Below are 20,676 nucleotides of genomic sequence, written 5' to 3' on the forward strand. Positions count from 1 at the left end.
ATGAATGGGATTTCGCAGCGGAAGCCACGTCCACGTGACGTGGCATGGGCATCACGGCTACCGCATATAAAAACGGAGGCATCGGTGCCTCCGTTTTTTTATGTCGCCAGTCGCTGGTTGCTTACCCCAGCCGTCCCGCCGCGTGCGCGAGCAATGTGTAGACCAGCCCGGTCTCCGAGGTGAGGTGGCCGCGCAGCGCCTGCGGTCCGCGATCTTCGCGGGCGACTTCGTCGAGCAGCCGCTCGAACTCGGCGATATAGCGGTCGACCGTCTGCTTGAAGCCGCGGTCGGCGCGATATTTGCGGGCGACTTCGTCGAACGCCTTCTGGCCGGCCGGCGTGTAGAGCCGTTTAGAGAACGCCTTGCTCTCGCCGCGCTGATAGCGGTCCCACATTTCGGCGGCGAGGTTGCGGTCCATCAGCCGGCCGATGTCGAGCGACAGCGACTCCAGCGGATTGGCGGGGGTCTGCGGCAGGCGGCCACGGGGAGCCTGTCCCGCACCTGCGTCGGTGCGGTGGAGCAGGTCGGACAGCCATCCGTCGCCGCGTCCGGCATCCTGGCTTGCCGGCGAGACGGGCGGGGCTTCGGCGCGGCGCGGGGCCGGCATGCCGAGATCCGGCGGCGGCAGCGTCGATGCGCTGCCGGCGTCGCGCATGCGTACCTCGTTGCGGCCGGCGGCGGTTGCCATCACGGGCTCCTCCTGGCGCTGCACGCTGGCCCGAGCGGAGGTCACGACATCGAGGCCGCGGCCGTGATGGGCGACGATCCGGTTGAGCTCGGCGAGCGCCTCGATCTGGTCGACAATCACCTTGCGCATCTGCGCGGTATTGTCGGCCGCCTCCTGCGGCATCTCGAGCACGCCGCGGCGCAGCTCGTTGCGGGTCGCCTCGAGTTCGTTATGCATCTCGGCGGCCATCTGCTTCATGGCCTGCACCATCGCGCCGAACTTCTCGGTCGACTCCTTGAACATCGCATCCGTTTCATGGGTGCTCTGCTGGTACAGGTCATTCATCGCATTGAGGGTCTGCTGCCGTTCGTTTTCGGCCGCAGTGCGCACCGCTTCGAACTGGCGGCTGATCGCCGCAGAGCCGGCGCCGGCGGTTTCCGCGACCACGCGCGCGATATCGCGGGCGCGCTCTTCGGCCGCGGCGAGCGATTCGTCGAGCAGGCCGGTGAAGCGCGACAGCCGCTGGTCGAGGTCGGTGGTGCGCAGGTCGATGGTGGTCACAAGCGATTCAAGCTGCGACTTGCGGTCGGCGACCGAGCTCGAGGTGGAGCGGTTGGCCTGTTCGACCACGCCGGCTGCCTCGACCAGCTCCTTGCCGTGCTTTTCGAACTCGCTCGACAATGCGCCGAGATCCTCCAGCGCCTTGGTGGTCTTGCTGTTGAAGACGGTGAGCTGGTCTTCCAGGGTCTGCGTGGCGACCCCGTTGCGGGCGGTGACGTCGTTCATGGCGGACACGAAGTCGGCCACGCGCGTCACCAGCGCGCGCTCCAGCGAGTTGAGATTGTCGTGGGCGCCGGTCAGCACTTCCTGCAGCAGGATGTTGCCTTCACGCAGCCGCTCGAACAGCGCCACCGTATCGGTGCGCAGGATCTTGCTGGTTTCCTGCATTTCGGTGACGGCAGCGATCGACACCTGACGCGACTGGTCGATGGCCGAGCGCGAAGACTGCTCGAGGTCCTTCAGCGACTTCGCCACCGCGCCGGTGGCCATGTCGCCGGCGGACGTGATCGTGCGCGCGACTTCCGAGCCGTGGGTCGACATCGATTGCGAGAACGCCTGGCCGCGGGTCTCGATCGATTTCAGGGCGTCGGCGGTGACGCGGTCGATGTCGGTCGTTAGTTGCGTGGTCCTGGAAGAGAGCGCCTCGACCAGCGCACCGCGGCGGCTGTCGACGATCTGCGCCAGACGGTCGGTCTGCTGTTGAACGTAGGTGACGATTTCGTCGGTCTTGCCGGTCATCGTCGAGCCGAAATTGCTGCTCGCGGCGAGCACCGAACGCTCGATATCGGCCGAAGTCGACTTGACCTTGGTGCTGACCTCGTTGGTTGCGGCGACCAGCGCGCTCTGCGCGTTCTGCGCCGTGGTCTGGATGGTGTCGGTCGTGCTGGCGGTGATGACGCCGAGCGAACGCTCCATGTCGGCGGCGATCGCCTTGATCTGGTTTGCGGCGTCGGCGGAGGTCGCGGAAAACGAGCTCTGGGCTTCGCGCGCGGTGCCGAGGATGGAGGCGGCGGTCTCGGCGCCGACCGCGGTTAGCGTGCGTTCGACATCGATCGCCAGCGACTTGACATGGTTGGCGGCTTCGGTCGACGCCGTGATGAGCGTGTTCTGCGCTTCGCGCGCGCCCGTCGTGATCGACTCGGCGGTGGCGTTGCCGGCCATCGAGAGCGAACGCTGCACGTCGGCTGCGAGCGACTTGACCTGGCTCGATGCCTCGGTGGACGCGTTCATGAGGGTGCTCTGGGCCTCGCGGGCGCCTGCCGTGACCGCCTCGGCGGTCGCCGTACCGGCGATCGAGAGCGAACGCTGAACGTCGGCGGCGAGCGACTTGACCTGGTTGGCGGCCTCCGCGGAGGCGGCGACCAGCGTGCTCTGGGCTTCGCGGGCGCCTGCGGTGACGGCCTCGGCAGTTGCCGAACCGGCGATCGACAGCGAACGCTCGACATCGGCGGCGAGCGACTTGACCTGGCTTGCGGCGTCCGCGGACGCGGTGACCAGCGTGGTCTGCGCCTCGCGCGCGCCGGCGAGAACCGATGCGGCCGTGGCGTCGCCTGCGGCCGAAAGCGTGCGCTCGACGTCGGCGGCGAGGGACTTGATCTGCGCGGCTGCGTCGGAGGAGGCCGACACCAGTGTGGTCTGGGCTTCCTGGGCGCTGGTCAGGATCGAATTGGCCGCGCCGGTGCCGACGGCGGTAAGGGAGGCTTCGACCTCGGCCGAGGTCAATTTGAGTTGTGCGCCGACATCGGAGGAAACCGTCAGCAGCGCCTGCTGCGCGGAGCGCGCGCCGGTCTGGATGGTCTCGGCGGTGTTGACGACGAGATTGGTCAGCGAACGCTCGGCATCCTCGACATGCGACTTGATGCCGGAGGACAGCATTTCGGCGCGCGACATCAGGTCTTCGCTGGCCTGGCGCCCACTGCTTTCGATCCGGCCCGCCACGGCTTCGATGCGCGAGCCGAGCAGATCCTCGAACTGCGTAACGCGGGTGTCGATGTCGGTGGCTATGGCGCCGACCCGCGTCTCCATGCCGCTGGCGATGCCGCCGACCCGTGTCTCGAGTCCACTGGCGATATCGCCGACCCGCGTCTCAATGCCCTGATGAATTTCCTGGAACCGCGCCTGGATGGTGTCGGTCAGATAGGCGCTGCGGCCGTCGAGGGTCTCGGTGACGTTGGCAATACGATGGTCGACCGCCGCAATCGCCTGCGCGGTGCCCTCGGTCAGCGAGGAGGTGAGCAGGCTAAGCCGCTGGTCGATCGATTGGATCGCCTGCGCCGCGCCGTCGGTCAGCGAGCCCGTCAGGGTGCTGAGGCGGTTGTCGATGGTTTCGGTGACGGATTTGGCGCGGGTGTCGAACGTCGTCTCCAGTGATTGCAGACGGCCGTCGACGGTCTCATCGAACCATTTGAGCTTGTTGTCGAGCGAAGTGTCGAGGTTGCTGACGCGGGTGCTGAGGGTGGTTTCGAACTGCAGCAGGCGCTGATCGAGCGAAGCGGTGATCTCGCCGCTGTTCGATACCAGGCGGGTGTCGAAAGTGTCGACGTAGTTCTTCAGGCTGTCACTGATCTCCTGGGTGCGCGCGCCCATACGCTCGACGATCTCGCCGCCGAAGGTCTTGACGGTGCGATCGAACTCCGAGATGTGGCGCGTGATCAGCGCGCCGAGCGTGCCGCTGTCGCGGGCGAACTTTTCCGCAAGCTCGCCGCCCTGGTTCTTCACCAGCTCGTCAAAGGCGCTCATCTGCAGCGCGAGGCTGTCATGCGCGTTTTCGGTCTGGCTGATCACCTTGGCGACCAGCGTGTTCACGGTTACGTCGAGTGCGTCGCTGGCCTTGTCGCCGGAAGTGAGGATGCGGCTGGCGAGGCGGTTGCCGGCATCGTCGATCTTGCTGACGAGATCGCCCGAGCGCAGCTCGAGCTCGAGCAAGAGCGAGTCGGAGGAGTTCTTCAGGGAGTCGTGGACCTGCTCGGTGCGGTCGGAGATGCCGTCGACGATGGTCGAGGAGCGCTGCTCGAATTCGCCGGTGATGCGGTCGATGCGTTCGTTCAGCATCTCGTGGACGCGATCGGCGAGATCGACGAACTCGTCGTGGACGTGGCCGGTCTTGAAGTTGAGACTGGTGGTCAGCCGCTCGGAGGCGTCGAGCACGGCGCGCGTGGTCTCGGCGCTGGCTTCTTCCAGGCGGTCGAGCAGGTCGCCGCCGCGCTCACCGAGCGCGAGGATCATGTTGTCGCCGGCATGGCTGAGCGCGCTCGTAATGTGCTGGCCGCGCTCTTCCAGCGCGCCGGTGATGCTTTTGGCGACCTCGTCGACGCGCGAGGCGATTGCGTCCGAGATCAGTGCGATGTCGTGGCGCAGGTCGATCTGGACGCCGGAAATGGCGCTGCGAACCTGCTCGGCCTGGCCGACCAGATTGTCGCGCTGATGGGCGATGTCCTGCAGCAGCGCGCGGATCCGCACCTCGTTGTCGGAATAGGCGCGCTCAAGGGCTGCGACTTCATTGGCGACGAGCGTTTCCAGTTCACCGGCGCGCGCGATCGCGCGCTCGACGCCGTCGCCCATCGCGGCGACTTCGCGGCGAATCGCCTGACCGACGGTCACCATTGAATCGGCGGCGGCCCCCTCGGGCTCGGAGAAGCGGATCGCGACCTGCGCCATCGATTGCGCGATCATCCGCATTTCCTGGCCGCGCCAGGCAAGGCTGGCGAGGAAATAGAACAGCAGCACCGGCGCAAAGAACAACGCTGCGAGACCGGCGAGCACCAGGACGCCGCCGCTCTGTCCGATTGCCGCCTGCAGCGCGGGCAGGAAGCTGACCGTCAGCAGGCCGCAACCGAGCACCCAGACGGCGCCAAACACGCTGGCAAGCGTGTAGACGCTGCGGGCAGGGTGGTTCTTCTGGATCGCCTGCAGAATCTGTCCGATGGTTTCGCGATCATCATTGGCGGCGCGACGGGGGCTGCGCGGCTCTTCGATCGAATCGAACGCCTGCCGTTCTGTGCTTCCGCGCGTGTCGAACGGCGCTTCGGAATAGGACGGCGCGGCGGACGGCATGGTCGGCGGCGAGAGCTCGCCTCCGATCGAATTTCGGTTGGTGTCGACGCTCGTATCGCCGATGTTGAGCGCCTCCTGAATGGCGGAGAGCGCGACTTCAGTGGGATCTTTGACCTTCTTCGGATTGTTCGCCATGTCAGTCCGAGCCCTCTTAAATTTTTACGCGCCCAGCCGTTCTTGCAAAAACGCCCGCAAGCTCGAAGCTGGATTCATAAACCCCCGCGGACCGCAAGCGTGCCCCGCCGGCAGCTTGTCCGCACACGTCCGCAAACATCCTATTGGTTGAGCGATACGAATGAAATGGCCGCGATTAAGACATTCTTAATCATCGTTAACAGCTTTGTTCCTTAAGGCCTTAAGGATACACAAATTTCTGGAACCGGATTGTCGATCGAGGCGAGTTGTCGGCAAAAACAAGGCGAAGTTGGGGCAAATTCTGAGAACGTTCCGTTAACCGCAGTCGTGATTGGCTGGCCAGGATCCCCCGGGAAGAATCAGTGCAGTGGGGCGATCGGGACTTGGGCCATGCCGCTTCATCTCGAACGGATAGAATGGATGCCATCGCCACCGCTGGCTCCCGGCGACGGGCCGATCGATTTCGACCATCTGCAACGCATGACGCTCGGCGATGCCGCCATCGAGCAGGAGGTGTTGACGATGTTCTTGGCCCAATCGACAACGCTCATGCACACGCTCGCCGCCATACCTGCGGATGCCAGCGCGCTGGCGCACACGCTTAAGGGCTCGGCCCGCGCGATCGGCGCGTTTGCCGTCGCCGATGCCGCATCCCGGCTGGAGGCGGTCATCGCCAGAGGCCTCGATGCGTCCGCTGCGCTCGCCGAGCTTGGCGAGGCGGTTGAAGAGGCGCGGGCAGCGATCGAGGCGGTTCTGCACCGTTCCTGAGCGGAACAGCGGTCCGTATCGGCCAAATGGCGGTAAAGTGCTGCGTTAAGGTTTTCGTCCCGACCGCTGGCGCTGTGCGGATCGACCCGTTATACGACTGCCGGGACCTTCCTTACATATTCCGGCAGTACGAGCGATCATGGCCAAAATCCACTTTGTCGACCATACCGGCGAAAAACGAACCATTGAAGTCGAGAACGGCGCGACCGTGATGGAAGCCGCGATTCGCAACGCCATTCCAGGCATCGAAGCCGAGTGCGGCGGCGCCTGCGCCTGCGCGACCTGCCATGTCTATGTCGAGGAGCCGTGGCGCGAGAAGGTCGGCGCGCCGACGCCGATGGAAGAGGACATGCTGGATTTCGGTTTCGACGTGCGGCCGAACTCGCGCCTGTCGTGCCAGATCAAGGTGAGCGACGACCTCGACGGCCTCGTGGTGTCGACGCCGGAGCGGCAGGCCTGAAGTCCGGAAAACATTCAGCGCGATCGGGCGTTGGCGGTCTCCGCGAGATAATCATCGACCGGATATTCTGCATGCCGCCAACATCGCCGCGCGCGTCATATCGGCTTTGCGCCGCGGCGAATCCAGCGCTGAAAATTCGCCAGGATTTCCGGCGTCAACGGCGTCGGCTTGCGCGTGGCTTCGTCGAGCAGCACCGATACCGATTGCGCTGAAGCGACGCATTTGCCTTCGGAGAACACCACCTGATCGAAGGTGACGGAAGTCCGGCCGAACTTGACCACGCCCAGTCCCATTTCGATCGTGCCGGGCCAGCGCAATTCGGCGCGGAAATGCATGTCGAGGCGGACCATGATCCAGGCAAAGCCGTCCGGCATCAGCCCGTAGCTGGGGTCCTTCATCAGCGTGACGCGGCCGGTTTCGAAATAGGTGGCGTAAACCGCGTTGTTGACGTGCTGGTTGGGATCGAGGTCGGCAAACCTCACATTGTCCGACAGGCGATAGGGAAAGTCTTCCAGGCGCGGGGTCGCGTCGGGACGCAAGGGGGCGTTCACGGGGGGCCATCTCCGAAAATCTCGTTCCCTTACAACCCACTTGTCGAATGGCGGCAAGGGGTTGCCGCGACCGGGAACGCGATATTATGGCTTTCCTGTTGGCCCTGCCTTGGCTAGACAGATGCGGCCTTCCCGCCAGGTTCAACCGAAAAGAAGCTGATATGAGCGAAGCGATCAAAACCGATGTGCTGATTATTGGCGCGGGTCCGTGCGGCCTGTTCGCCGTCTTCGAACTTGGCTTGTTGGACATGAAGACGCATCTGGTCGACATCCTCGACAAAATCGGCGGCCAGTGTGCCGAGCTCTATCCGGAAAAGCCGATCTACGACATTCCCGGCATTCCCTTCGTCACCGGCCAGGGTCTCACCGAGGCGCTGCTCGAACAGATCAAGCCGTTTCATCCGACCTTCCATCTCAACGAGATGGTGGAGACGATCGAGAAGATCGGCGATCCCGGCTTTCGCGTCACGACTGATGCCGGCCAGGTGTTCGAGTGCAAGGTGGTGGTGATTTCCGCAGGCGGCGGCTCGTTCCAGCCGAAGCGTCCGCCGGTGCCGGGCATCGAGGCCTATGAAAGCACCTCGGTATTTTATGCCGTGCGCAAGATGGAGCAATTCCGCGACAAGAGCATCCTGATCGTCGGCGGCGGCGATTCCGCGCTCGACTGGACGCTCAACCTGCATCCGATCGCCAAGCGCGTGACGCTGCTGCACCGGCGCGATGATTTCCGCGCTGCGCCCCACAGCGTCGAACAGATGCGTGCGCTGGTGGCGAGCGGCAAGATGGATTTGAAGATCGGTCAGGTGACCGCGCTGGAAGGCGCCGGCGGCAAGCTGTCCGCAGCGATGATGAAGGGCAACGATAACGCGATTTCGAAGATCGAGTGCGATACGATGCTACCGTTCTTCGGGCTGACCATGAAACTCGGCCCGGTGGCGAATTGGGGCGTTGCGCTCGAGAACAATCTGGTTCCGGTCGACACCGCGGCGTTCGAGACCAATGTTCCCGGCATCTTCGCGATCGGCGACATCAACACCTATCCCGGCAAACTCAAGCTGATCCTGTCCGGATTCCACGAGGGCGCACTGATGGCGCAGAAGGCGCACCGCTACGTGTATCCGGACAAGCGGTTGGTGTTCCAGTACACGACCTCGTCGTCGAGCCTGCAGAAGAAGCTCGGGGTCAGCTGATTCCCAAAACATGCCAGTTGGGCTCGCCGAGCCTTGTCGGGGCGCGACGATCGTTACTGGAACCGTCCGCGAAATGGCCTTAGTCTGCGGCCATTCATTTAGCGAATTGATCAGGTGATGGCGATGCGCAAGCTGGGCGGATTTCAACTGATACTTCCGATCGTGATCGGGCTCGTATTTGCCGGTGAACTCGCTGCGCAGCCGGCGGAACTTTCCGCGGCCGGGCTGTGGGAGAAGGTCGAGAAGGGCAAGACGGTCGGATGGTTTCTGGTGGTCGATCGCAACGGCAGCTTCGAAGGCGTGTTCGCCAAATTCTTTCCTGAGCCCGGCGATGCTCCCAACCCGATCTGCTCGAAATGTACCGACGATCGAAAGGATGCGCCGTGGCTCGGGCTTTCCTTCATCCGCGACATGAAGCGCGAGGGATTGAAGTACGAGAATGGCAACGTGCTCGATCCACGCGATGGCAAGATCTACAAGGCCAAGATGACGCTGAGCCCCGACGGGCAGACGTTGACGATGCGTGGCTATCTCGGCATCTCGCTGCTGGGCAGGGATGAGGTCTGGACTCGCCTGCCTGATACGGCGTTGGCGCAGGTCGATCCCGCGATCATCGCAAAATATCTGCCGGCGCAGGCTGCGGCGATGAAGCCGCCTGCCGGTCCGGCAAAGGCCCCGGCGGCGCCCAAGAAGACCACTGCGCCAGCACCGGTTCCTGCACCTGCGCGCTAGAGCCTTTTCCGTTCCGATGGAATCGGAACGGGGCTCTAGGTTTTTGTTTGACGCGTTTTCTTGACGCGAACCGGTCCCCACTTCGCTAGAAAACGCTCTGGCTAATAAAGTCCGCCGGCTTTGCGTGGTGGACGCGGCGCGTCCGGCGCAAGCGGTATCGGCGGCACCGGCTGCGACGTGACTTCAGGCACCGTCGCATCGAGCTGCAGCACGGCGGCGGCGGCCGGCACGGCGGCATCCGCCATCGCGGCGTGGCCCTCGGCGCTCGGATGCACCGCGCCGCCATAGACCGCCGACAGCACACCCCAGGTCGCGTCATGAATATCGGAGGGCTGTTGCGACGTCGGCAGGCCTTGCGGGTAGGTCATCGCCGCGAAGTAGCTGTCATTGGCATCGCGGATCCAGCGCGCGCGGGGCAGATAGGCGCGGTACTCGCCGGCGCTGCGGCCGCACAGCATCGGCTGGTTGGCAGCCGAGACGATATCGGGATCGAAGCTGTCACCGGTCGCCGAGAAGCACTGCCGATCGAATTCGGGATCGCTTTCGGCGCGTGCGCAGAAGCCGTGGCTGGCAAAACTGGCCTGATGGCCATCGACGAAGGTCATGCGGTCGGCGCTCGGATTGCGGCACAGGATGCCGCCCTCGCACCGCGCCAACCCTCTCAACTGCGGCAGGAATTCGCCTTCGACGAAGTTCGACACGGCGGCCAGCCGCTGCGGCTGGGCGTTGAAGGAGGGATGAATGTCGAAGCCGGCGCGTCCGCCGGGGCAGGGTGCGCCGCCATTCGACAGCGTCGGATTGGCGTAGGAGGTGTAGACCACCCGCGACAGGTCGCCGCCGACCAGCGGCTTCAGCGCCTCGCGCAGTTTTGCAAAGCCCTGCGGCAGGTCGCGCGTCATCGCCGATCGTGCATCGTCCACCGACGCCATCACGCCGCTGCGCCGAAACAGCGTACGTTCAGTCGCCGTGTCCACGATCACGTCGGCGACGAGGCCGGAGAAATAGATGTCGTTGGCGCCGACCGACAGCAGCACCAGGTCGAGGTTGCGATCCGGCTGGCGGCGTTTCGCCGCGGTGACCGCTTCGCGCAGTTCGGCCAGTTGACCGTTGACGGTGCCCTGGCACGCACCGCCCGATTTCGACGGCAGGCAGTCGCGGGCGCGCTGCGAGCCGAACAGCCCGTCGGAAATGGTGGCGCCAGTGCAGGCCAGCGGCAGATAGGTCACCGCGATATGCGGGTATCGCACGGCGAGCGCCAGTGCGGTCCGGGTCTGATAGCTGTAGAGCGAGCGGTGGCAGGCAGGATTGAACCAGAGCGCGCTCTGCCGCTGCCAGACCGGCAGCGTGTCGGGTGCCTCGCATGCGCGCCCGCCTTTATAACCGGCGCGGCTCGGCCGGTAGTATTGCGCGGCGGCCGTTCCGAGGTAGGAGCGGAAGCAAAAACCTTCATCGGCCAGCGCAATCGGCCGGTCCGGATTTCCCTCGCCGGACGCGACGCTGTCGCCGAGGCCGGCGATGAAGATGTCGCGCACCGCGATCTCGGTGAACACGCGCTGACTGCCCTCCGAACTGGACACATCGACGGTGGCCACCGTAGTGCGGCCATAGCGGACCCGGACATTGACAGGTTCGGCACAGTCGAACGTGGAGGTTTGCGGGCCGTCGCCGTCGTCGAGCGTCCAGGCGCAGGTGGCGCCGACCGGAACCGGGCCGGTCAGCCGGGCCACGATCGGATGATCGATCGGCGTCAGGTAGCTTTCCTTGACGTTGTCGCGCGTGCAGGGCTCGTTGACGCGGCCGGCCAGATCGATACAGAGCCGGTTCACGGTGTTGCGCGCCCAACCGCGGCCGTCGCTCTGGATTGCCAGCACCTGCTCCGTGGCCAGCACGCTGCGGCCGCGCGCGGTTTCGGCGTGCAGCAGGAAATCCCGCTCCTCGCGGAACAGGCGGAAACGGTTGCGGACCTCCCAGGAAATCTGCAGCGGGCCGTAGCCGCCGGCGGTCTGGGCTTGCGCGGCCGGCGTGAATACGCCGACCAGCGCGCCGGCAACCAGCGCGACCGACATCACCGAACGTAAGAGAATTCCAGCCATGGCGTCGTTTGACGTTAGCGGTAAGGCAGAAATAAGAGAATGAGGCAGCTCTGCCTCAAAAGACCAGACGGCGCAGATAACGACGCCGTTACCAGCCTCAGGATTGCCGGCCGTTGATCGGGGGGCGCACCCGGGCCTTGGCGGTGCAGGCTTCGCCAAGCCGGCGCCGATCCAGCCATGGTTGCAGCACACTGAGCCAGAGTTCGCGTGTCCCCATGATCCAGATCGAGATGCCGAACGGGATCAGGAAGTACAGGATCCGGAACACCACCAGCGTCGCCAGCAACTGCTCCTTGCTGAACTGCGGCAGCGCCACCAGCATCGCGGCGTCGAACACGCCGATGCTGCCGGGGGCATGACTGGCAAAGCCGAGCAGCGTCGCCAGGATGAACACCACCGCCAGCGAAACGAAGTCGATATGCGGCTCGGTCGGCATCAACAGATACATTGCCAGCGCGCAGAAGCCGAGATCGACCACGCCGATGAAGACTTGCAGCAGCGTCAGCCGGGCGGACGGCAGCACCACCTTCCAGCCGTTCTGCCCGAGTTCGCGGCGACCCTCGCCCATCAGCAGCCAGACGAAATAGGCGGCAATGCCGGCAAGGCAGCCGATCGCGATCAGCCGGTTCATCGCCGGGGGCAGCAGGTCCATCGAGGACGCCGCCTCGGGATGCCAGGACATACCGCAGCCGAGCACGAACAGATTGCCAAGCCAGAAAGTGAGGCCGGAGAGAAAGCAGATTTTTGCGACATCGATCGCGGTCAGGCCATAGTCGGAATAGATCCGGAATCGGATCGCGCCGCCGGTAAAGACGGTGGCGCCGATGTTGTGGCCGATGGTGTAGCTGGTGAAGCTCGACATCGCAGCGATGCGATAGGGGACGTGCGTCTTGCCAATGGTTCGCAACGCGAAGAAATCATAGAAGGTCAGCGTGCAAAACGCGCCCACCACGCACAGCGCGGCCAGCGCGATCCGATGCGGGGCGATGTCGGTGAGCGCAGTCAGGATAACCCCGGTGTCGACCCCCTTGAGGGTCTGAACCAGGTGGGTGATCGCAAGACCGATGATGAGGAGACTCGCAGCGATTCCCAGCCGTTTCCAGCCGATCTTCTTCTTGAAGCCACGCCCGAGCGCGGTCAGCAGCCGATGCATTCATCCTCCCGGCGGGGCGGCAACGTAACGAGATAAGGCCTGTCACGACAGATGACAGTCGACGGCAAGAGGCACCGTGCGCGCAACCCATAAGCCAAAACCACGCCGTTGTGCAGCCCCTTGACAAGCCTGCCTTTTGGCGTCGTTCGTCGCCTTTGTCATATGCCCTACATATGTCGCCGCATTAACGATTTTGAGTCGCAATGAGGTCCGTTCCGCGGGCTGTTTTTGCCGCATCGTTCCATCCGTTCCATCGCGGCGTATTCGAGGCCTTCAGGAACATCCCTTTTACGAGCCGGTTAGCTCTCATCAACACCGAACATGAAGCGCGGCCGGGCCAGGAAAAGGCCTGACGGCCTTCCTGTTCCCAACACAAAGGAGGACCGCAATGGGACTCTTCACCAAAGACATCAAGACCATGAATGACCTGTTCGTGCATCAATTGCAGGACATCTACTATGCCGAAAAGCAGCTCGTGAAGGCATTGCCAAAAATGGCCGAAAAGGCCACCGACAAGCAGCTCAAACAGGGCTTTTTGAGCCATCTCGATGAAACCAAGACGCATGTGCAGCGCCTCGAAGAAATATTCCGCATGCATGGCGCCGAGGTGAAGGCGGCCGACTGCCCGGCGATCGACGGCATCATCGAGGAAGCCGATGATGTCGCGGGCGAGATCGCTGACAAGGCCGTGCTGGACGCAGCCCTGATCAACGCAGCCCAGGCCGCCGAGCATTATGAGATCACCCGCTACGGCAGCCTGATTGCGTGGGCGCGGCAACTCGGGCGCAACGATTGCGCCACCATCCTGCAGAAGACGCTCGACGAGGAGAAGACGGTCGACAAGAAGTTGACCTCGTTGGCGGAAGGCATGGTCAATCTGCGCGCCGCAAGCTGATCGTTCGCGCAGTTGAGACAAAACGCCGCGCGGGAACAATTCCCACGCGGCAATTTTTCGTGCCGGAGCGATTGGCCACATTCACACTTCCACACTTCGATCGTTAACGAAATGTCTTGCTGAAACGGACGCGGCTGAGCAGGCGTTGCCCCCAAGAGGGTGGAGCCCATGGGAAGTGCGTATCTCAAATTCAGGCCGCTTTCGGGCACCTATGCGTCAGTCCGCTCCGAAGCCGGACCGGCGGCGGGAAGTTTTGCGGCCTCGCTCACGCTTGCTGCGATGAGTCTCGGCTACGGCGTCGTTCAGCTTGACGTCACCATCGTCAACACCGCGCTCAATGCCATCGGGATCTCGCTCGGCGGCGGCGTCACCGAATTGCAATGGGTGGTGAGTGCCTACACCATCGCCTTTGCGGCCTTCATACTGACGGCGGGTGCGCTCGGCGATCGGATCGGCGCCAAGCGGATGTTCATGGCAGGCTTTGCCATCTTCACGGCGGCCTCGGTCGGCTGCGCGCTGGCGCCTAATGCAACGGTCCTGATCCTGGCGCGCTGCGTTCAGGGATTGGCCGCGGCCATTCTGGTGCCGAATTCGCTCGCGCTGCTCAGTCATGCCTATACGGGAGAAAAGGCCCGCGGGCGCGCCGTCGGCATCTGGGCCGCGGGCGCAAGCCTTGCGCTGACGGCCGGCCCATTTGTTGGCGGCGCGCTGATAGCGCTGGTCGGCTGGCGTTCCATCTTCCTCGTCAATTTGCCGATCGGCCTTGCTGGCCTGTGGCTGGCCTGGCGCTTTGCCGACGAGACGACGCGAACGCCCGAACGCGAGATCGACTTGCCCGGCCAGATCGCCGCGATTGCGGCGCTTGGCTCGCTCGCTGGCGCCATCATCGAGGGCGGCTCGTTTGGCTGGGATCATTCACTCGTGATCACGGGCTTTGTGGTGTTTGTGGCCTTCGCAGTCCTGTTCGGATGGCGGGAAGCGCGCGCGCCGCAACCGATGTTGCCGCTCGCACTATTCCGAAATCGGATGTTTACCCTGGCGTCGCTGATCGGCTTGCTGGTCAATGTCGCGATCTACGGCTTGATCTTCGTGCTCAGCCTCTACTTTCAGCAGGTCAACGGATTGTCGGTGTTCGCGACCGGGCTTGCTTTTGTACCGATGATGGGCGCGGTGCTGCCGGTAAATCTGATGGCGCCGCGGCTGGCCGAACGCATTGGCGCATCAGCCACGATCGCAGCCGGTGCCGCGCTCTCGGCAGCCGGATGTCTTGCGATGCTCGGAATCGAGGCCGACACCAGCTATTGGTCGATCTGCCTGCAACTGATCGCGCTAAGTACCGGTCTCGGGCTGCTGGTGCCGCCATTGACATCGACGCTGCTCGGCAGCGTGGAGAAATCGCGTTCGGGCATCGCCGCAGGCGTGCTCAACGCGACCCGGCAAACCGGCAGTGTGCTCGGCGTCGCCTTGTTCGGTTCGCTGGTCGGCCGTTCCGGCGCGTTCATGAGCGGCCTGCACGCGTCGCTGGTGATTTCGGCCGGCGTGTTGCTCGCGGCCGCTGCCGCGATCTGGTGGGGCGGCCGGCCGGCAGTAACGGATCAGAAACGATACTTCGCTCAGAGCGGAACTCGCTGACGAATTGATTTCCGGAAATCTCTCGGTGATTGCCGCCTTTTCGATACCCGCAACCGGCGGCGGGAGTGCCGTTTAAGAAATTCGTTCACCATCCGTGCAACTCGGCCGCGGCGGGTTACCCCAAATATACCAATGGAACCGCAGTTACAGGCCAATGGGGAGAGTCTGTAATGTATCGCGTCCTAACCTGTCTCACCACCGAGCATGACTGGAGACTTGTCCTGCTTGCCGGCACCATTTGCTGGCTCGCAAGCGCGGTTGCGATCAGCCTGTTTCATCGTGCCAGGGCCTCGCGCGGCCAAACGCGCACGCTCTGGATCGGCCTCGACGCAACGGTCGGCGGTTGCGGAATCTGGGCCACCCATTTCGTCGCGATGCTGGCTTACGATCCCGGCGCCGGAGCGGGATACAGCATTCCAGTCACATTGTTGTCGCTGGTATTCGCGATCAGCATCGTCGCCATCGGCCTCTGCATCGTGTTGTCTACCGCGCACCGATCGGTGATTGCGATCGGCGGTGCTGTGATCGGCGCCGGCGTCGCGGCGATGCACTATACCGGCATGCTGGCGCTCGAGCTTCCGGCGTTCATTGTGTGGTCGAGCGGCATCGTCGTGACCTCGATCGTGCTGGGCAGCCTGTTCGCGGCCCTGGCCTTTCTGGTGGCCGTGCGTCGTGACGATCCTGCCCACATGCTCACCGCTACGGGGCTGCTGACCGTCGCCATCGTTTCGCATCACTTTACGGCCATGGGCGCCGTCACGCTGATTCCCGAACCGGCGCTTGGGACCGATGGGCTGTCGATTTCTCCGACCGCGCTGTCGTTTCTGACCGCGGTCGCAGCCTTCGCCATTCTCGGCATATCGCTGCTGGCGGCCATGCTTGACCGCCGCTCGAAGAGCGAACTCCATCAGCAAAAAGTCCTGCTCGACACCGCGCTCGACAACATGTCGCAGGGACTTTCCATGTTCGATGCGGATGGCCGCATCCTCCTGTACAACGATCGCTATGCCGAAATGATGGGGCGGACCGGCATGGCCCTCCAGGGCCGTTTGCTGCTCGATGTGCTTCGGCAGCAGAAGGCACTCGATCGATGGGACGGCGATCCCGATCAGTTTGTCGCCAGCGTGATTGCTGCGGCCAAGGCCGGCAACAGCGTGACCAGGACGGTGAGCCGCAACGGACGATCGCTACGCGTCGTCGATCAGCCCATGAAGGGCGGCGGATGGGTTGCCACCTTCGAGGACATCACCGAATGGCAGGCGGCCCAGGAACAGATTTCCCATATGGCGCGCCATGACGCGCTGACCAATTTGCCGAACCGGACATTGTTCCGCGAGCAACTCGAAAAGGCCTTGAGGCTTGCCAAACGCAGCGATCAGCTTGCAGTGCTCTGTCTGGACCTCGACCATTTCAAGGACATCAACGATTCGCTCGGTCATCCGGTCGGCGATGCGCTCTTGAAGGAAGTCGCCCGCCGCCTTGGCGAATGCATCACCGAGTACGATACGGTGGCGCGACTGGGCGGGGACGAATTCGCGATCGTGCAGTTCTGCAGCGATTGCGATCCGTCCGCCGTCGCCTTGCTGGCCAGCCATGTCGTCGAGCAGGTTTCCGCGCCCTACGAAATTGCCGGTCATCAGCTCGTCATCGGCGTCAGCATCGGCATTTCGCTGGCGCCGGAGGATGGCAAGAATCCCGACGAGCTGCTCAAGAAAGCCGATCTCGCGCTCTATCGCGCCAAGGAGGACGGCCGCGGCACCTATCGCTTCTTCGAGACCGGGATGGACGCCCGCGCGCAGGCCCGGCGGCTGCTGGAACTCGATTTGCGCTCCGCGCTGAAGCGCGGAGAATTCGAAGTCTATTATCAGCCGATCCGCGACGTCGTCAGGGACACGGTCGTTGCTTTCGAAGCCCTGGTGCGCTGGAATCATTCACTGCGTGGCATGATCTCTCCGGTCAACTTCATTCCGCTGGCGGAAGAAACCGGCCTGATCGTGCCGATCGGCGAGTGGGTGTTGCGCCAGGCCTGCATGGACGCGGCCCAATGGTCGCAGGAGGTCGGCGTCGCCGTCAATCTCTCGCCGGTGCAGTTCAAGAATCTCAACCTGGTCTCGTCGGTGAAGGATGCATTGAATGCTTCTGGCCTTCCGGCACATCGGCTCGAACTGGAAATCACCGAATCGGTGCTGCTGCAGAACAGCGAGGCGACGCTTTCGGTTCTGCACGAGCTTCGCGGCTTCGGCGTCAGGATCTCGCTGGACGATTTCGGAACGGGATATTCGTCGCTAAGCTATTTGCGCAGCTTTCCGTTCGACAAGATCAAGATCGACCGCTCGTTTGTCAGCGAACTGGCGACGCGTGAAGATTCCATGGCGATCGTCCGCGCTGTCACCGGCCTTGGCAAGAGCCTGGGCATCGTCACCACGGCCGAAGGTGTCGAGACCGACGCGCAGTTCGAGCTCCTGCGCCAGGAAGGCTGCACACAGGCGCAAGGCTATCTGTTCAGCCCGCCGCGTCCCGTAGCCGAGGTGGAATCGATGCTGTCGAAAACGCGGGCGCGGGTCGTCGCCTAATTTCCTCGAGCCTTGTTTCTTCATGCCTTGTTTCTTCAGGCCTTGCGGAGCGCGAAATGCGCGCCGCAGAACGCCATCACGGCGCCGAGGCATAAGGCTGCAAGGCCGGCGAGCACGCCCGATACGGTCGGGACCGCGCTCGGCGCCGAGGCGGCCTGTCCCGCGCCGGCCAGGATCAGCACGCCGACCACGATCAGGAATTGCCGCATCCGCTGCGGAATCTGGCCCGAGGCCGCGCTGTGCATCAGGTTGGCAGTGAAATAGCCGCCGGAAAAGCCCACGGTCGCGATCAGCCACCAGGCGATCGCCGCACCCGCGGGCATGAATTCGCTGGAATCGGATCGCCACAGGCCGCCGAGGTCGAGCCCGTAACGCGCGCCCAGCATATGGACGGCGAGCGCCAGCAGCACTCCGGAAACTATCGCGCCGGCCAGGATCAGTCGGCGCGGAAAATAAGTCGTCTCGGCCATGGCCCGCTTGTAAGGTAAAGCTGGCGCGCCGCGCAAGCGGACGGTTTAACACGACACGGGATATTTTGAGTTGCCGATATCACTGCCGAACCAGATTGCGGAAGGCGAGGGCGCGGGCACGATCAGCTACGCCTACAAGGCGTCACTGATTTCGTCGGCGTATCAATTCGAACTGACGGATTCCGGATTGTCGTGGCAGATGGGCCGCCGGTCCGGCGTGTGGCCTTATGCAGATATCGCTTCGATCCGCCTGTCGTATCGGCCGATGTCGATGCAATCCCGTCGCTTTCGCGCCGATATCGAAAGGGCCGGCGGCGAACGGATCGCCGTCCTTTCGACGACCTGGCAGACTGTCTCGTTGATGACGCCGCAGGACCAGGACTACCGCACCTTCATCACCGAATTGCACCGAAGGATGAGGGTGGCGGGCAGCAAGGCGTCCCTGATCGGCGGCATCGGGACAGTGACCTATGCCATGGCGGTTGCGATGCTGGTGTTGTTGGCCATCGCCATGATCGGACTTCTCGTCCGGGCACTAGCGACGTCCGAATTCACCGGCGCGCTGTTTCTGGTCGGCATCGCGGTCTGGTTTGCCTGGACCATCGGCGGATTCATCAAGCGCAATCGGCCGCGCAGATATTCGTTCGACGCGCTTCCCGCGACACTGCTGCCGTAGCCTGATTCGCAATCAAGCGACACGAAACGTGATTTCGCGAAGCGCCGCAGGGCACGGCAATCTGTGCGCCGTCCCTGATAGAAGCGAGTGGCCGTGAAAAGCCCGACGACGCGATCGCCGACGGAAGCCGAGATTGCCGCGATCAATGCGCGGCATCTGGTCGAGACGCCGCTACGGCCTGCCGACCTGCTGTTCGTGTTCGGCACCCGCGAGGATGTCGAGGAGCGCGTCGATGAAGCCTGCCGGCTGTGGCGCGAAGGGTTTTTTCGCTGGGCGATCGTGAGCGGTGGCGTGACGCCGGGATCCGATCTGTCGGAATGCGAGACCATTGCCGGTGCAATGGTCGCGCGCGGCGTTCCTGCCGACGTCATCCTGCGGGAGGATGGCGCGATGAACACCGGCGAGAACGTGATCTTCTCGCTGCCGATCATCGAGCGGGCGCTCGGGCTCGCCAACATCCGCAGCGTGATCTGTCTCGGCAACACCTGGACGGCGCGCCGCTATCCGATGACGCTGCACCGGCACTGGCCGGACGTGGAGAAAATGCTGGTTATGGTCGACAGCTTCAATACGCCGCGGGCGCTCTGGCACACCGACGCCGAATTCTCGCGCCGGATGCTCAATGAATGGGACAAGATCGAGCCGTACAAGGCGAGGGGCTTTATCGCGGAGTGGCCGGGGAGCGAAATGCGCGACCGGTAGATCTATTCAGTCGTATCGACGTCTTCTTTCGCCGTCAGCATTCCCGAAAGCGTACGCAGGGCCAGATCGAGTTGTTCGGTACTCGGGGCGCCAAGCGCCAGGCGGACGGCGTTGGGGGCATGGCCGGGGCTCACGGCGAAGGTGGTCGAAGGGGTCAGCGCGATGTCGCGCCGGGCCGCGGCCGCGACGAATGTCTGCGAACGCCAATGCTGGGGCAAGGTGAGCCAGAGATGGTAGGATTTGACGTTCGCCTGGATTTCGAGGCCGGCGAGGTATTTCGCGGCCATCTGCTGGCGCCGGGCCGCATCGATCCGTTTCAGGCGTGATAATTCGGCGACCGTGCCATCAGCCATCAGCCGTTGCCCGGCGGCAAATGCAAATCCGGAAGCCGTCCATCCGCCCGAGCGAACCGCGGCCATGATGCGTTCGCGCAGGCGCGGCGGCGAAACGATGAAGCCGAGCGCAAGGCCGGGCGCCACCTTCTTCGACAGGCTGTCCAAGGTGATGCAGCTATCCGGCGCCAGCGCGGCCATCGGCGTTTCTTCGTCGAGAAAGCCATAGACCGTATCCTCGATGACGGTGAGGCCGAGCTTCTCGACGACCCGCAGCAGATCGGCCCGGCGCGCCGGAGGCATGGTCATGCCGAGCGGATTTTGAATCGTCGGCTGAACGTACAGCGCCGACAAATGCGCTTCGCGGTGCGCCTTCTGCACCGCGTCCGGGCGAACGCCTTGCTCGTCCATCGCAAGCGGCACCAGTGTGACGCCTAGCCTGGCGGCGATGTCCTTGATGAAGGGATAGGTCAGCGCCTCGACGCCGCAGCGGCCGCCGCTCGGCACCATCGCCGCCAGCGCCGCGGCGATGCATTGCCTGCCGTTCGCGGTGAAGACGAGTTGATCGGGGGCGGGGGACCACTCTTCGCGGGAGAGAAACTCGGCGGAAATGGTCCGGGCCGCCAGCGTGCCGGTCGTGGTCGAGTGCCGCAATGCGAGATCGAGCACTTCGGGACGTTCCAGCCCCGCAAGGCTTCTTGCGATCATCACCGATTGCGTTGGCAAAATTGGATAGTTCACTTCCAGATCGATGCGCGCGCCGCGCGGCTCAGTCGGCATGGCGATACCGCGGCGTGTCTCGCCCGAAACGAACGTGCCGCGCCCGACTTCGCCGACCACGAGGCCGCGGCGCAACAGCTCGGTGTAGACGCGGCTCGCGGTCGAGACCGCGATCTTGCGCTGATAGGCAAAGCTGCGCTGCGGCGGCAGGCGGTCGCCGGGCTTGAGTCCGCCATTGGCGATCTCGGCGGCGACGGTATCGGCAAGCTTCAGGTACTCGAACTTCGACATTATTGCACCGAGAGCAATGTTT

15 protein-coding genes are annotated in these 20,676 nt (G+C 63.8%); 9 read left to right on the forward strand and 6 right to left on the reverse strand.

The annotated features are described in order from the left end of the window. Window positions 1–121: 121 nt before the first annotated feature. Window positions 122–5,416 carry a hypothetical protein gene (locus V1288_RS21560; RefSeq protein WP_334358959.1) on the reverse strand — a complete coding sequence of 1,765 codons (5,295 nt, stop codon included), beginning with the start codon at window positions 5,414–5,416 and terminating at the stop codon, window positions 122–124. Between the two features lie 390 nt (window positions 5,417–5,806). On the opposite strand from V1288_RS21560, the gene V1288_RS21565 reads away from it, so the two are divergent. After that, window positions 5,807–6,184, forward strand: a complete 378-nt coding sequence (locus V1288_RS21565) for an Hpt domain-containing protein (protein WP_334358960.1) — start codon at window positions 5,807–5,809, stop codon at window positions 6,182–6,184. 139 nt (window positions 6,185–6,323) lie between these two features. Continuing rightward, window positions 6,324–6,644: a 2Fe-2S iron-sulfur cluster-binding protein gene (locus V1288_RS21570; protein WP_247516240.1), complete on the forward strand. Its 321-nt coding sequence runs from the start codon at window positions 6,324–6,326 to the stop codon at window positions 6,642–6,644. A gap of 95 nt (window positions 6,645–6,739) precedes the next feature. On the opposite strand, the gene V1288_RS21575 is transcribed toward V1288_RS21570, so the two are convergent. Next, window positions 6,740–7,195 carry an acyl-CoA thioesterase gene (locus tag V1288_RS21575; protein WP_334358961.1) on the reverse strand — a complete coding sequence of 152 codons (456 nt, stop codon included), beginning with the start codon at window positions 7,193–7,195 and terminating at the stop codon, window positions 6,740–6,742. 161 nt (window positions 7,196–7,356) lie between these two features. On the opposite strand from V1288_RS21575, the gene V1288_RS21580 reads away from it, so the two are divergent. Next, window positions 7,357–8,385: an NAD(P)/FAD-dependent oxidoreductase gene (locus tag V1288_RS21580; protein ID WP_334358962.1), complete on the forward strand. Its 1,029-nt coding sequence runs from the start codon at window positions 7,357–7,359 to the stop codon at window positions 8,383–8,385. A 123-nt stretch (window positions 8,386–8,508) separates the two neighbouring features. After that, window positions 8,509–9,117, forward strand: a complete 609-nt coding sequence (locus V1288_RS21585) for a DUF2147 domain-containing protein (protein ID WP_334358963.1) — start codon at window positions 8,509–8,511, stop codon at window positions 9,115–9,117. 101 nt (window positions 9,118–9,218) lie between these two features. Here the strand turns inward: V1288_RS21585 and V1288_RS21590 are convergent, their stop codons facing one another. Next, window positions 9,219–11,210: a hypothetical protein gene (locus V1288_RS21590; protein WP_334358964.1), complete on the reverse strand. Its 1,992-nt coding sequence runs from the start codon at window positions 11,208–11,210 to the stop codon at window positions 9,219–9,221. Between the two features lie 97 nt (window positions 11,211–11,307). After that, on the reverse strand, window positions 11,308–12,363 hold the full coding sequence (locus tag V1288_RS21595) for a lysylphosphatidylglycerol synthase transmembrane domain-containing protein (RefSeq protein WP_334358965.1): 1,056 nt from the start codon (window positions 12,361–12,363) through the stop codon (window positions 11,308–11,310). Between the two features lie 388 nt (window positions 12,364–12,751). Between V1288_RS21595 and V1288_RS21600 the strand changes: the two genes are divergently transcribed. The 3 genes from V1288_RS21600 (at window position 12,752) to V1288_RS21610 (ending at window position 17,463) form a co-directional block, all read left to right on the forward strand. Beyond that, window positions 12,752–13,258: a YciE/YciF ferroxidase family protein gene (locus V1288_RS21600; RefSeq protein WP_334358966.1), complete on the forward strand. Its 507-nt coding sequence runs from the start codon at window positions 12,752–12,754 to the stop codon at window positions 13,256–13,258. A 168-nt stretch (window positions 13,259–13,426) separates the two neighbouring features. Then, window positions 13,427–14,890 carry an MFS transporter gene (locus tag V1288_RS21605; RefSeq protein ID WP_334358967.1) on the forward strand — a complete coding sequence of 488 codons (1,464 nt, stop codon included), beginning with the start codon at window positions 13,427–13,429 and terminating at the stop codon, window positions 14,888–14,890. A 170-nt stretch (window positions 14,891–15,060) separates the two neighbouring features. Next, window positions 15,061–17,463 carry a bifunctional diguanylate cyclase/phosphodiesterase gene (locus tag V1288_RS21610; protein ID WP_334358968.1) on the forward strand — a complete coding sequence of 801 codons (2,403 nt, stop codon included), beginning with the start codon at window positions 15,061–15,063 and terminating at the stop codon, window positions 17,461–17,463. A 35-nt stretch (window positions 17,464–17,498) separates the two neighbouring features. On the opposite strand, the gene V1288_RS21615 is transcribed toward V1288_RS21610, so the two are convergent. Continuing rightward, window positions 17,499–17,933 carry a hypothetical protein gene (locus V1288_RS21615; RefSeq protein WP_334358969.1) on the reverse strand — a complete coding sequence of 145 codons (435 nt, stop codon included), beginning with the start codon at window positions 17,931–17,933 and terminating at the stop codon, window positions 17,499–17,501. A 70-nt stretch (window positions 17,934–18,003) separates the two neighbouring features. Here V1288_RS21615 and V1288_RS21620 point away from each other — a divergent pair, with 70 nt between their 5' ends. Continuing rightward, on the forward strand, window positions 18,004–18,609 hold the full coding sequence (locus V1288_RS21620) for a hypothetical protein (RefSeq protein WP_334358970.1): 606 nt from the start codon (window positions 18,004–18,006) through the stop codon (window positions 18,607–18,609). Window positions 18,610–18,702: 93 nt separating this feature from the next. Then, window positions 18,703–19,311 (forward strand): YdcF family protein, encoded by a 609-nt coding sequence (locus V1288_RS21625; RefSeq protein ID WP_334358971.1) that lies wholly within the window; start codon window positions 18,703–18,705, stop codon window positions 19,309–19,311. Between the two features lie 2 nt (window positions 19,312–19,313). Here V1288_RS21625 and V1288_RS21630 read toward each other — a convergent pair whose 3' ends face one another. Then, the gene (locus V1288_RS21630; RefSeq protein ID WP_334358972.1) at window positions 19,314–20,654 is read right to left on the reverse strand and encodes an aminotransferase-like domain-containing protein; all 1,341 of its coding nucleotides are present in this window, start codon (window positions 20,652–20,654) and stop codon (window positions 19,314–19,316) included. Window positions 20,655–20,676 lie beyond the last annotated feature (22 nt).

Origin of the sequence: Bradyrhizobium sp. AZCC 2176, assembly GCF_036924645.1 — a bacterium.
Lineage (GTDB): Bacteria > Pseudomonadota > Alphaproteobacteria > Rhizobiales > Xanthobacteraceae > Bradyrhizobium.

Coding starts and splice junctions, on each gene's coding strand:
- V1288_RS21560 (WP_334358959.1), bottom strand. CDS start 5,416: ATGGCGAACAATCCGAAGAAGGTCAAAGATCCCACTGAAGTCGCGCTC.
- V1288_RS21565 (WP_334358960.1), top strand. CDS start 5,807: ATGCCGCTTCATCTCGAACGGATAGAATGGATGCCATCGCCACCGCTG.
- V1288_RS21570 (WP_247516240.1), top strand. CDS start 6,324: ATGGCCAAAATCCACTTTGTCGACCATACCGGCGAAAAACGAACCATT.
- V1288_RS21580 (WP_334358962.1), top strand. CDS start 7,357: ATGAGCGAAGCGATCAAAACCGATGTGCTGATTATTGGCGCGGGTCCG.
- V1288_RS21585 (WP_334358963.1), top strand. CDS start 8,509: ATGCGCAAGCTGGGCGGATTTCAACTGATACTTCCGATCGTGATCGGG.
- V1288_RS21590 (WP_334358964.1), bottom strand. CDS start 11,210: ATGGCTGGAATTCTCTTACGTTCGGTGATGTCGGTCGCGCTGGTTGCC.
- V1288_RS21595 (WP_334358965.1), bottom strand. CDS start 12,363: ATGCATCGGCTGCTGACCGCGCTCGGGCGTGGCTTCAAGAAGAAGATC.
- V1288_RS21600 (WP_334358966.1), top strand. CDS start 12,752: ATGGGACTCTTCACCAAAGACATCAAGACCATGAATGACCTGTTCGTG.
- V1288_RS21605 (WP_334358967.1), top strand. CDS start 13,427: ATGGGAAGTGCGTATCTCAAATTCAGGCCGCTTTCGGGCACCTATGCG.
- V1288_RS21610 (WP_334358968.1), top strand. CDS start 15,061: ATGTATCGCGTCCTAACCTGTCTCACCACCGAGCATGACTGGAGACTT.
- V1288_RS21615 (WP_334358969.1), bottom strand. CDS start 17,933: ATGGCCGAGACGACTTATTTTCCGCGCCGACTGATCCTGGCCGGCGCG.
- V1288_RS21630 (WP_334358972.1), bottom strand. CDS start 20,654: ATGTCGAAGTTCGAGTACCTGAAGCTTGCCGATACCGTCGCCGCCGAG.